The sequence below is a fragment of the Flavobacterium noncentrifugens genome (genome assembly GCF_900100375.1).
Lineage (GTDB): Bacteria > Bacteroidota > Bacteroidia > Flavobacteriales > Flavobacteriaceae > Flavobacterium > Flavobacterium noncentrifugens.
On record NZ_FNEZ01000001.1, the window covers coordinates 592,283 to 604,386 of the forward strand.

General features: G+C 43.4%; 8 protein-coding genes. 2 read left to right on the forward strand and 6 right to left on the reverse strand.

Annotated elements, in window-relative coordinates; genetic code table 11:
* Nucleotides 1-5 precede the first annotated feature (5 nt).
* Nucleotides 6-1,382: a RagB/SusD family nutrient uptake outer membrane protein gene (locus tag BLS32_RS02655; protein ID WP_245699307.1), complete on the forward strand. Its 1,377-nt coding sequence runs from the start codon at nt 6-8 to the stop codon at nt 1,380-1,382.
* Entirely contained in the window at nt 1,369-3,975 is a 2,607-nt protein-coding gene (locus BLS32_RS02660; RefSeq protein ID WP_091391744.1) for an alpha/beta hydrolase family protein, read from the forward strand. Before BLS32_RS02655 ends, BLS32_RS02660 begins: the two co-directional genes overlap by 14 nt.
* A 61-nt stretch (nt 3,976-4,036) precedes the next feature.
* On the opposite strand, the gene BLS32_RS02665 is transcribed toward BLS32_RS02660, so the two are convergent.
* From BLS32_RS02665 to BLS32_RS02690, 6 genes are all read right to left on the reverse strand, one after another.
* The gene (locus BLS32_RS02665) at nt 4,037-4,309 is read right to left on the reverse strand and encodes a hypothetical protein (RefSeq protein ID WP_091391745.1); all 273 of its coding nucleotides are present in this window, start codon (nt 4,307-4,309) and stop codon (nt 4,037-4,039) included.
* 94 nt (nt 4,310-4,403) lie between these two features.
* Entirely contained in the window at nt 4,404-5,936 is a 1,533-nt protein-coding gene (locus tag BLS32_RS02670; protein WP_091391746.1) for a DoxX family protein, read from the reverse strand.
* A gap of 172 nt (nt 5,937-6,108) precedes the next feature.
* A complete protein-coding gene (locus BLS32_RS02675; protein ID WP_091391747.1) occupies nt 6,109-6,999 on the reverse strand; it encodes a helix-turn-helix transcriptional regulator in 891 nt (296 codons plus the stop codon).
* A 158-nt stretch (nt 7,000-7,157) separates the two neighbouring features.
* The gene (locus BLS32_RS18400) at nt 7,158-7,316 is read right to left on the reverse strand and encodes a hypothetical protein (protein WP_170227516.1); all 159 of its coding nucleotides are present in this window, start codon (nt 7,314-7,316) and stop codon (nt 7,158-7,160) included.
* 67 nt (nt 7,317-7,383) lie between these two features.
* A protein-coding gene (locus tag BLS32_RS18885; RefSeq protein ID WP_443093389.1) for an IS1 family transposase occupies nt 7,384-8,059 on the reverse strand; the annotation gives its coding sequence in 2 pieces (ribosomal slippage) (nt 7,384-7,713 and nt 7,715-8,059; 675 coding nt in all).
* A 486-nt stretch (nt 8,060-8,545) separates the two neighbouring features.
* Complete coding sequence (locus BLS32_RS02690) at nt 8,546-12,103, reverse strand: DUF6443 domain-containing protein (protein WP_091391749.1); 3,558 nt, start codon at nt 12,101-12,103, stop codon at nt 8,546-8,548.
* Between the last annotated feature and the right edge of the window lies 1 nt (nt 12,104).

The following is a 12,104-nucleotide window of genomic DNA, read 5'->3' on the forward strand; positions in this document are numbered from 1 at the left end:
CGACCATGAAAAATATATTTTTTACCACCTGCTTTTTACTGCTTTGCCTTTCAGGCTGCGACAGTTTTACCGAAGTGGAACTCCCGAATTCACAACTCACCAGCAATGCGGTATTTGAAGACCAGGCTACCGCTGATGCTGTCATGGCAGATATTTACACGAAAATCCGCGACAACGGGCTGCTTACCGGAAATTCCTGGGGCATTTCGAACCAGCTGGGGCTTTACGGCGACGAACTGGACTTTTACGGCAACCCGCTTGACGGCTCTTTAGCCTTTTACAACAATGCGCTGTTGGCCTCTTCCACTGAAGTGGCCGATATGTGGAACAACAGTTACAACCAGGTTTATGCCGCCAATGCGGTAATTGAAGGTGTCGCTAAATCAGCGAGCCTTGCCCAGGCCGATAAAGACCGGCTGACCGGCGAAGCGCTTTTTGTGCGCGCACTGGTGCATTTTTATTTGTTGCAGTGCTTTGGCGATGTTCCTTACGTTACCACAACTGATTACAATGTGAACCGCAGCGTATCAAGGCAGCCGGAATCGATTGTTTACGGGCTTTTGATGGCTGACCTGGAAGGGGCCGTGTCATTGCTGCCCGAGGCTTATACCGGAGCGAACCGCGCGCGCCCGAACAAATGGGCGGCAACGGCGCTGCTGTCAAGAGTATATTTGTATGAAGGCCTTTGGGCGGAAGCCTCGAATGCCGCTTCGGCAGTACTGAACCAAACCGGATTGTATGGTGTTGAAACCGACCTTGACAGGACTTTTGTGATCAGCAGCAAGTCAACCCTCTGGCAACTGATGGCGAACTCGGCAGGCGGGAACACTTACGAGGCGCAAACGTTCATCTTTTTCAGCGGCCCTCCAACGGTCTCGGCATTGTCACCAAGCCTGATGGCCGCTTTTGAACAGGGCGACCAGAGGAAAGCGCACTGGACAAAAGAAATTACGGGCGATAACGGGGAAACCTGGTACCATGCCTATAAATACAAAGAAAACAGCAGCACTGGAAGTTCAAAAGAATATTCCATCGTGCTGCGGATTGGCGAACTGTACCTCATCCGCGCGGAAGCAAGGGCTGAGCAGGGAGAGCTTATCGGCGCGAAGGAAGACCTCGACATAATAAGAAGTGCCGCCGGGCTTGCCCCGACAACTGCCGTAACACAAACCGATATCTTAAACGCTGTACTTGCAGAAAGGCGCGTGGAGTTATTTACAGAATACGGGCACCGTTTTTTTGATTTGAAAAGAGCGGATAAACTTGACGCGGTGCTTCCGGTAACAAAGCCGGGCTGGGACAGCAGCGACAGGCTTTTTCCGATTCCGGCTACTGAAATCATGAGGAACCGAAACCTTGCCCCGCAAAATGCAGGTTATTGAAATAAGGCCGCTGCGGCTGGTGCTGTACGTTTTAGTATTGGCAGCTGCCGCAGCAAATGGCCAAAATAAAAAGAGGATTACTGAAAAGGATTATGCGCTTTGGAGTACACTTGCAAGCCCTGCCATTTCCGGAAACGGCAACTGGGCTTCGTATCATTTGCAATATGAATCCGGCAAAGACACCTTGTTTTTAAAGGCTAAAAAAGGAAAGCGGGCGTATGCGTATGCAGCAGGCCGCAATGAATCTTTCAATACCGAAAAGGGATTTGCATGCCTGAAAAATGACACTTTGATACTGCGAAATCTTAAAAGTGCAAATGAGCGTATCGTTGCCGGTGTTTCAGAGTATGCTTTTTCCGGAAATGGAAAATATGTGATGATGCTCAAAGGGAAAGAAGGCAATGCTATTTTGGAGGTGAACGACATGCAGGGAAAAACTGTTTATTCACTTGCAAATGTTTACTCATGGCACGCCAGTGCCGATCGCAACGCATTGCTATGTTCACTTAAAAATGGGGATCAATTTAAAGTGATGCTGATCGGGCTTGGTAATTTAATTTCGGGAAAAACAATAGCCGCGTCACCTGACGGCCTTTTTGCAAACCTGACTTTTTCTAAAGATGGTAGCGCTTTTGCTTTCAGCCAGCATACCGCTGCTGAAAACCGGTTGTGGTTTTATGATGGGGCAATGCCAGCCAAGGTTTTCAGTCCGTCAGGACGTGAAGATTTTCCAAAGGATTTGTCAATAGCTGCCCAGGTATACGACCGCCTGTACATCAGCGACGACCATTCGAAAGTGTTTTTCTATATGGCCGAGCCGAAAAAACAGGCGAACCCTGGCGATGCCATTGTAGAAATATGGAACACTGCCGACCGCCGCATTTATCCGAAAGTAAAGCGCTTTGGTGATGGGACACTGGGCAATAAGCTGGCGTTCTGGCAGCCGCAATCCGGGCGTTTTATTCAGCTGACCGATAAGCAATTCCCAAACGGTTCGGTTTTGCCCGGCCAGTACTATGCTGTGCTTTATGACCGGTTTAGGTATGAGCCGCAGTTTGAGGCTTTCGGGCCGCGCGACTTGTGGCTGGTGGACCTGGAAACAGGCAGCAAAAAGCTTGTGGCTGAAAAGCTTGGCGGTGGGAACCGCGATATCGCCTTATCGCCGGGCGGTAAATATATCACTTATGCGAAAGACGCAAACTGGTGGGTATACGACATTGCAACGGAAACACATGTGAACATTACAAAAGATTTGGGTATGCCTGTTTGCGATACCGACAACGACCAGCCTGATAAACCCGACCTTTACGGAAATCCCGGCTGGACGGAAAATGACAAATCGGTGCTTGTGTATGATAAGTTCGATGTCTGGGAAATTTCGCCCAATGGCAAAACAAGCCGCAGGCTCACCCGTGGCCGTGAGCAAAGGATCCGTTTCAGGATCGAGCCTTTGGATGAAACCCAAAAGTTCAGTACTGACGGTATTGATTACAGCAATGGAATTTTTGACCTAAAAAAAGGTTTGGTGTTGCAGGCGCACAACCACTATACTTCTTACAACGGTTATTTCCGATCGGATGAAAAAGCAGGGGAAAAACCGCTTGTCTGGGAACACAGCCGCATTGACAATTTCATGCCATCGGCTTCGGGCAACGCTTTTGCCTATATGAGCGAGCGCTTTGACAGTGCGCCTAAATTGGCAGTTGGGAATTATGGTACCATAAAGACCACTACAGTTGTCCAAAGCAACCCTCAGCAAAAAGATTATTATTGGGGCACAGCCAGGCAAATCAGTTATGCCGTTAACGGTAAAAAATTAAGTGGCGTGTTATTTTATCCTGCGGATTACAAACCCGGTATTAAATATCCGATGGTCGTGCACATTTACCAGCAGCAGCTCCGCTACATCCACGATTATGAAAACCCTTCGATGCATATCCGCGATGGCTTCAATGTGACCAATTTGGTAAATGCCGGTTACTTCGTGCTCTATCCCGACATCGTTTATGAAGCCGGAAAAACCGGGCAGTCGGCAACGGATTGTGTGCTCGCGGCAGTGGATGAAGTTGTTTCACAGGGTGCTGTCGACCCAAAAAAGATTGCGCTCCAGGGGCATTCTTTCGGAGGCTATCAAACCTATTACATCCTGACCCATACCAACCGCTTTGCCTGCGGTGTCGCCGGTTCAGGCTGGACAGACCTATTGAGCCTGTACCTTTCGGTCAGCAAAAACTACCAGGACACTGAATATTTCAGGATGGAACACGACCAGATCAGAATGGGGAAAACATTGTTTGAAGACCCTGCGCGTTATTTAGAAAACTCCCCGGTGGTGTATGCGGATAAACTGGAAACGCCATTATTGTCATGGACAGGTGAAAAGGATGGGCAGATCAGCGCCTTGCAAAGCATCGAGTTTCATTTGGCATTGCGGAGGCTGCAAAAACCAAGTACCTTGTTGGTGTATACCGGGCAGGACCATTCTTTGGAATTGAAGGAAAGCCGGTATGACCTCAACAGAAAAATGCTGGAATGGTTTGGGCATTACCTCAAAGGAGAGAAAGCACCGGATTGGCTCCGGAATGTGGAATAATTTAAAAAAGCGATGCCGTCCCTAAAGGGACGGCATCTTTTGTAACAGCCAAAAAACAGGATTAATTCCTGGTCAGTGGGATTGCACAGTCAGAGCTACTGCTCGGATCTGCTTTTGCATAAAGATTGAATCCGTTTGCAGTACAGGCGAGGACACCTGTGTTTGCACACATGATCTCTGCACGACAGGGATTTGCAACCGAGAAATGGCTGTACCCCTGCACTGCGCCAGACTTGCTGCCTGATTTTGACATCGCCTGTGTTGAGAATGCGCCAGCCAATCCCAGTGCTACGACTGCCATTGGCATTACTAAATTAAAAAGCTTTGCTTTCATAATTAAAAGAATTAAAGTTATGGCTTACTCTTTTTTACAGGTTTTCAGCCTTCCCCTGCCCTATTTGGCCAATAGCGGTGGATTGTATTTTCTCTTATTGATTTTGAATTTTTCCCGATTGCTGATAGGCATCTGTAATTGTACTCCCAAGCTTGTAGCTTACCACATAATCACCGATAAGCGCATACAGCATATTGCCCGAGACAGCAAATTCTTTAAGCCGTGCGCCTTTGACATTGTAGATGTAGAAGCTAAAAAGATAACTGCCGTCGGAAAGGTTGTAGAGATCAATGATACTGGCGTGTTTTTCCCACATTTCTTCGCTGTCATACCGCCCCATAATGCCGGAATTTACAAATAACAAATTACCTGAAACGGCGCACTGCCTGTTTACAATGACCGGAGGAGCAGCCATTTTACGCTGGGCGTGGCTGGCAACATTTACAATTTGCAGTTTTGCATGGCCGAATGTATCTATGGTGTTTCCTCTTTTGATTAGGTTCAGGGTGGTGTCAGCAACTGTGAATCCGTTTCGGTAAGCATAGAGGTAGACCAACGAGTGCAAACCGCTACTGTACTTCAAGTAGCCGTCAGTATCAAATATGCCGTCGATCTGTTTTTGGAGCAGCGACGGATTTTGGACAGCCGCCCCATGCCGTGCAAGGCTCACTTTGCCAATAACCATTTCGCCTGTTTTGGGTTTGTGGTTCCGCATTATTAGAGTTGTCGAATCGACTGGTACTGCCTGTGAAAAGAAAAATCCGCCCTGCAAAAGCATTTTCGCTTTCCAGTCGTTGATGTTTCCACGGAATATTACCGGAACCGTTCCGTCGGCAATAAAGAAATAAGGCTCTTCAACAGCCGTTTTAAGCGCCTTAAACGGATAATTGGTCTTGTCCAGCCCTATCCTAAATACTTCTTTTTGTTTTAGAGACGTGTCCAATACCGTCATGACAAGTGGTGCGGTCGAATTGCCAAGGTAAATTTTGTCCTTTGAAACGCCTGCCAGGTAATAGGAATTCAGCTTTAGGTCGGTTTCATTTTTCTTGACGGCTGGCCAGTGCGGGAAACGCCTTGTGAGGGTGTTGCTGTAGTGTATGATTTTCTCAGAGCTGATGAACAACGCGACCACAAGGCAGCAACTTAAAATCGATAACAAGATCAAGACAGCTGCGAGGCCTTTTGAATTTAAAGCCGTTTTTACATCAGCGCCCGGGCAATGTAAAAGGACAGCTGAAGCAGCTAGGATGACAAATATAATGTTGAAAACTAAATGTTCTTTCCAGCCCAACTTTTCAAGGATGCCACCGCAGGAACAAGGTACAAATTCACTATAATTTAAAATAATGTAAATGTAGGCCGTGAACATGACCATGAGTCCAAATGCTGCAAACAAACCGGCCAGGCGCGTTTTTGGAAATATAAGGAGTGCCGCGATCAGGAATTCGGCGGCTATCACCGCATAACCGACCCAGGATGCAAAAGCGCTGAGCAAGGGTGACTGGCCAAGCTGCACCGTGAAGTTCTCGAGGTCTAGCAATTTCGCTGTGGCAGCGTAAATAAACAACAGAATATACAATAGTGTAACAATCTGTATGATAACCCTCTTAGTAGCTGGTGCATCCATTACAATAAAAATTTTATTTATTGTAAATTTCTGTATTTCAGAACATTATATAATGAATTTCTATACTGTAAAGCATGAAATACTACACCCAAAAACTATACTTAATAGTTTTTTATATGAAAAACCGGAGCCTATATGAAATACGGAGGCATTAGTGCAGATACTTTACCGTTTACAGGTCATTTTCTTTCCTAAAACGCATACCTGTAGGCGTTATTCCAAAATACTTTACAAACGCACTATAAAAAGTACGGTAAAGTTTAAAGCCCGCCTCATGTGAAATGCTTTTAATAGGCATATCGGTTTCCAGAATCAGTTTCTGTGCTTTTTTCAATCGTGCCTGGCGGTAGAAGTCGGAGAAATAAATACCGTACAAGGCATAAAATCCCTTTTTTATCCTGATGATACGGATATGGAATTTCTTGCCAAGCGCCTTTATCTCATAATCCTCTTCGCGTCCATCCCCTGATTCAATATACTCACGAATGTTCATAATCAATTGCGCTTCTTCGGGATTTGCCTCCCAGTACCGTTTCTGGTCTGCCGAAAGGATAGGTAAGACAAACCGTTCGTCACTATGCAGTGTAATGGCATTGACAGCCAGGTTGCCTCCTTTCAACATCGATACAGTACAAAATGCAGGTATCTGATCGTTGAGCCAGCCAAAATCAAGGAAAACCACGACACTATCTTCCTTTTGCAACATCAGTTTGCGGCGTGCTTTTGGCAATGGATTATGTCCTGTAATGAAATCAATAAGATACTCTCCTGAAAGGCCGTAATATCTGATTACATTTTCGAAATTCCAACTGTGGTCAATAATCGTAAATTCGGGATCTGTGATTACTGTACTGACCCTGATGTAATGCTGAAGGAATTCGTGGTGCGACGTTTCGATGTTGGCCTGCAGCTTTTCTGCGGCAAGGTTGACTATAACAATTACTTCATCTGTGAAGTGGTCGCGGTTGATTCTGGGGATGCGGAAGGAGGTATTTCCTTTACCGAATTCGAACAGCATTTCAAGAATGCCTTTGAGCATTTGCTCAGAGAGGTTTTGTTGCATGGCGTTTAAAATTAAATTAGTAAATGGCTTGTAATGAAGTAAATTTAAAAAATAATTTTAAAATGCAGCGCAGTGCTGAGTTATATTTGAGATGCGGTCAGCGCGTTTTTACAAATCCACGCTATCGGGGTACAAGACGGTGAACTATCATATTTATTTTATGCCTCTTTGCTTTTTAATTTGTCAATTTCCCGCATGATGTGTTCGTCGCCGAGGCGGTCTCTATTTTGGTGCTTTTTGTTGTCTTTTTTGACTTCGCGGATGAAGAGGGAGATGAAGAAGATTAAAAAGAAAACCGTTATTAATAAATGGTTCATCGTTTTAGTTTCAGTAAAGCTATGTTTTACATTTAAGTTACAAATGTGGTTTTGCCGTAAAAATGATCTATGCCCAAAAGTAAATCCTGAGAATTGCGTCTAACATTACATAGCTTCTTGAGAAGCAGATGGTGCGGCGGTTGGATCTTTTTAAATGTGTACGTATTGTCAGATTGTTTCTTTCGATATGGTTTGTAGCGTGGCGTTTGACTGCGTGTACATTTGATTCGATCAGGTATTTGTAGTTTTTCAATCCGTCTGTAAATATCTTTTTTGCGTTCGATAGTTTCAATGTATCGACGACACGGCTTAAGGTTTTGTTCGTTCGCTTTCCGACGTTAAAACTGACTACTTTTTTTGATTCTTTTTCCAATGCGTAAACCAACCAGATGAAATTGGTTTTTGCGTTTAACATAAGTACACATTTCATCAACTTCATACTCTTTGCCTTTTTTGATAACTAGCTGGGTAATTTGTTTTGCAATTGCCCTGATTCTTTTTAGCAATGTTGCAGCAGCAATTTTAAGTATTCTCGCTGTGCTCCTTATACCGAGTCCTTCTTTTGTAAATAAGATTATATCAGCATTTATGTTTGGATGGTAGGCATTGTATGTATAATTGCTTAAATATCGTTTTTTGCAGGCTTTGCAATGGTATTGCTGCTTTTTGTTTTTAGTCGCTCCGTTCTTAATTGCTGTAAGTTCTTTGCAATATGGGCATGTTTTTTCGTCACTAACTTTGATACATGAAGTTGGGTTATTGCTCGTTGGGATTGATTTAAGGAGTTGTTTAAAATAGAAAAGACAGATGTATGATCTGTCTTTTTAATCGTTTATTATTTATTTTACTGATTGTCTGCGTTTTGGATTTGGTTTTTGTGTGATCACTAAATTTGGTACATTACCACGGTGGTTTGTTGCAAAATTTTTGATTCAATTTTTAATAATCTATTTGATTTATTCAGAGATAACTGTTACAAAGTTAAGAAAGTCAGTCCAGCAAAGAATTACAATAATCAAGTTTGTTAAGAAATAAAGCAGTAAATTATTGTCTCTTTTCTTGAAGAATAGTACAATGGCAATGACGATATTGATATAGCTCCAAAATAAAGCTACAACAAACAATTCATAAAGATTATATCCTAATAGTTCATAGCTGAAGACAACAATAAACATAAATGATAAAACACAATAGCTACCAATTTTCAATAGTTTCAATGTTTTCATATCTTATTTTTTAATAGAGTTTTTCAATTTATTCCACGTAGGGTCAGGTGCCGATACTTCCCCAATCTTAGGAACTACACTTTCTAAAACTCCCTGAATATCTGGAACACCATTTTTATTTACACTTACTCTTGGAAACGCGTTGGGAGCCTTGTAGACTTTATCTTTGGCAACCACTGAGGTATTAACTCCATCAACAGGAGCATACAAATCGGTATGTGGTTTTATTGGATAAGCTCCATCATTTGCTTTCCCAGGATTAAGATTTTCGCCAGTTTTGTGGTCTCCGCCTTCTGGTTTGTAATAGATTGTTTCATCACTATCATTTTTCACGTAAGGCTCCATTCTCTCGCCTCCTTTACTTTCAATTTTATCCCATGTTTTGTCAGAAATACTGATGCCTTCCCCGTATTTACTTAGTTCTGTGCCTTTGTCAAGTGCTTCTGAATGCTCCATACCTTGTTTAAAGTCTGACTTATTCATAACGATAGCCTCGCCTTTCCATCCTTGACTATCAGTGCCTAACAAGTTTCCACCCTCGTCAATAACAGGAGCAGCAGACATCCCATCAGGGTCAATATAATAAACAGGATTGTTAAGCGCGTAAGTGTATGGACTATATCTTCTACTTGTCTCGGCTAACGGGTCTATATTCATCCATCTTCCCAAAGCAGGGTCATAATTCCTTGCCCCATAATCGTACATGTTAAGCCCTAACTCGTCTTGGTACTCTTTCCCATTGTATTTATACTTATACAACTCCGGATTTCCAACTCCAGGAGTTGAAGGATCAGATGGTTTTAGCACAACTTTCCCTTGCTTGGGAGGGCCATCGCCAATTGGCCCTTGATATGGTTCAGACCCGTAAGCTTTAATGTCAGGATTGTAATTCGTATGTTTTAACCCAAACGGGTAATAATTGTTTTCCTCCAATATTTTCAATTCCCCGGTTTCAGGATCCGTGCCATAACTAAGCCTGATATTCCCAAGATGGTCGAGATAATTGTAAACATAGTTGTATTTATCAACTTTCCCGACTACGGTATTTCTGATATCATCTATCACGGTATTTTTTACAAAGCCCTCAGCAGTCGGAAAAAACTGAAGCACACCGTTGAGGTATTGAAAACCGTCTAAGTATACTGTCTCTAAAACTGCCGCGCTCGGCGAAGAACTTACCAACTTGCCTAATTTTGCACCTAAAGCGTCGTAAATGTATTCAATTTTCTCGTAATTGCTAGTGCTAAAGTCTATGACCGTTGGCAGGTTTAGGTGATTGTATTCGATTGAAGAAATGCCCTTATTTGCGTCAGAAACCATATTGCCGAAGTAATCGTAAGCGTAATCATCGTCGGGATCGGTATTGGTTCCCTGGTAGGCCGTTTCATCTTTGAAGCCCATTGTGCTGTTGCTGGTGTCGTTCACGCGCATGAGCTGGTTGCCATCGTATTGGTATGCAAGATTATCAATCTCCAGTGTACTTTGCATGACATCAAGGTTTCCATTTCTTTCCATCGAAGTGATGTTGCCGTTTTTGTCGTATCCTGCCACTTCGTTATAAGAATTTGTAAGCGGGGTTGCCGCGTCTGGTTTTTGATATACCGCGCTTGATAGGCGGTTCAGGTCATCGTAGCGGTAGCTGTATTTTCGCCGGATATTATCGGATTGGGAACGCCAGTAAGTTTCTGAAATATTTCCATTGAACAGGTTTTCACTTTGCCCGTCGCCACTGCTATCGTTATAGGCAATTTTAAATGCAAAAAGATCCTGAGGGCTGTCATATAATTCGCCAATATTGTTGATGCCTGTAAGCCAGCCCCGGACGTTGTATGTGTAGTCTATTTTTTGCAAGCCATGGAACGTTGAAATATCCTGTCCACCAACGTTTTTTGAAATCAATTGCCCCAATTCATCGTATTCGCTGTGTGAGATTAATTCAGGAAGCACTCCACTCCCTGAAATATCCTGGATGTGGTTGACTGGTTTTCCCTGCAGGCTGTATTGATAAGCATCATTCACGGTGATTTCCTGTACCCCTGCCTTAGGCTGGTGGATTGTTATAGTATTCAGGACAAGGCCTGAAAAATCATAATTAGTAAACACATTGGTATGGCCTCCGATATAGTTTGTCTTAAGATGGGCTATTATCCTTGATTTGCTGTCATAGAGCACAGATGTCGTTTCTTTTTTTGTCCCGCTTTTTAAGATTGGCACACGAACCCATGTCCCCGTAAGCATGCCTTTAACATCTTGCTGTACATGTTGCCCCATAATATCGGCTGGGAATGAAGATGGCGCATTAGGAAAGCCATAGTCATCGTAGTAACTAACTGTCAGGAGTTTGAATTCGCCACTTTGCTGGGTAGTTTCCGGGGCTATATGGTTTGAATATTGAACACTTACATTGTCAATGGTTTGTGGCTGGGCCAATTTAACTTCACTAACATCCGTTTGGTTGTCGTAAATGCCTTGCAAGTGTTGACGTGCAGGCGTATCGAAGGCATCCCCGGTAATCCACCCGGTATAAACGACCCTGTTAAATACATCGTATTTTGTAATCAGCCAGCCATCGTCTTGGTTTTTGTCTTTGAAGGGACTCTTTACCGGCCCTGTTGCTGTCAGGCGGTCCAGTTTATCATACACCAAAAACTCCCTGCCTTTTCCCGGGAGTTTTTTTTCTGTAAGCCGGTTCCGGGAATCGTAACGGTATTGGTAACCGAGTTTATCAACTGCAGTATCGTTGATTGTTTCGGAATGCGGGTATACGGGCGGCAGCACAAAGGTCAAATTGCCATAAATATCATAAACATAATACGTGTCGTATTGATCCCCTTCGTTATAGGCACGTTTTAAAACAAGCCTGCCTTCAAAATCTTTAAACTCTTCAGTGGTGTTGTTATGTTCGTCTAAAAGTTTCCAGTTTTCATTTTTCGTTATTGTTTTGTACAACTTATTTGGTTTATGATGGCCCTGGCATGTCAGTGAGATTGCATAATCCGATCCTGAAGTTACAACCTGATAGTTAAGTACTTCATCACTACCGTTCGTCTGGTAATCAAATTTTATTTCGTGACCGCTATCCATGGCCCAATCATCGCCGGGCGCTGCTTGTTTTAAAATCCTGTTCAAAGGAGAGACTTCGAGGAATTTCTGGCTGTATGGATTCCCTGTAGTTTCGAAATGAGAGTTGCCTGTGGCTGTTGGGTCTCCGGTACTATAAAAAGTAGCTTGCTCAGACAATGCACTGTCTTTATAATTCAAAGTTGGGCTATGGTCTGCAAAAGGGAGGTATTCTTTTATTTGCCTGCCGAAGTCATCGTATTCTGTTGGGATTACAATGTCGCCGCCGGAATTGGACTGCTGGTAAAGCCTTTTTTGCAGAGGTCGACCAAGTCCATCGAAATAAATTGTTTCGGTACCTACATGATCCGTGAGTGCTGCTTCAATTGGATTAATCGTGCCCTTTTTATATATTTTGGTTATTATATAATTCTGGTCCATACTTTGCCCAAAAATTGCCAAAGGAAATAATATGCTTAAACACAAGATGTTTTTTTTCATA

Bases quoted from the DNA above. Each gene is read 5' to 3' on its own strand.
- BLS32_RS02660 (WP_091391744.1), top strand. From the start codon at position 1,369: ATGCAGGTTATTGAAATAAGGCCGCTGCGGCTGGTGCTGTACGTTTTA.
- BLS32_RS02670 (WP_091391746.1), bottom strand. From the start codon at position 5,936: ATGGATGCACCAGCTACTAAGAGGGTTATCATACAGATTGTTACACTA.
- BLS32_RS18400 (WP_170227516.1), bottom strand. From the start codon at position 7,316: ATGAACCATTTATTAATAACGGTTTTCTTTTTAATCTTCTTCATCTCC.
- BLS32_RS02675 (WP_091391747.1), bottom strand. From the start codon at position 6,999: ATGCAACAAAACCTCTCTGAGCAAATGCTCAAAGGCATTCTTGAAATG.
- BLS32_RS02655 (WP_245699307.1), top strand. From the start codon at position 6: ATGAAAAATATATTTTTTACCACCTGCTTTTTACTGCTTTGCCTTTCA.
- BLS32_RS02690 (WP_091391749.1), bottom strand. From the start codon at position 12,103: ATGAAAAAAAACATCTTGTGTTTAAGCATATTATTTCCTTTGGCAATT.
- BLS32_RS02665 (WP_091391745.1), bottom strand. From the start codon at position 4,309: ATGAAAGCAAAGCTTTTTAATTTAGTAATGCCAATGGCAGTCGTAGCA.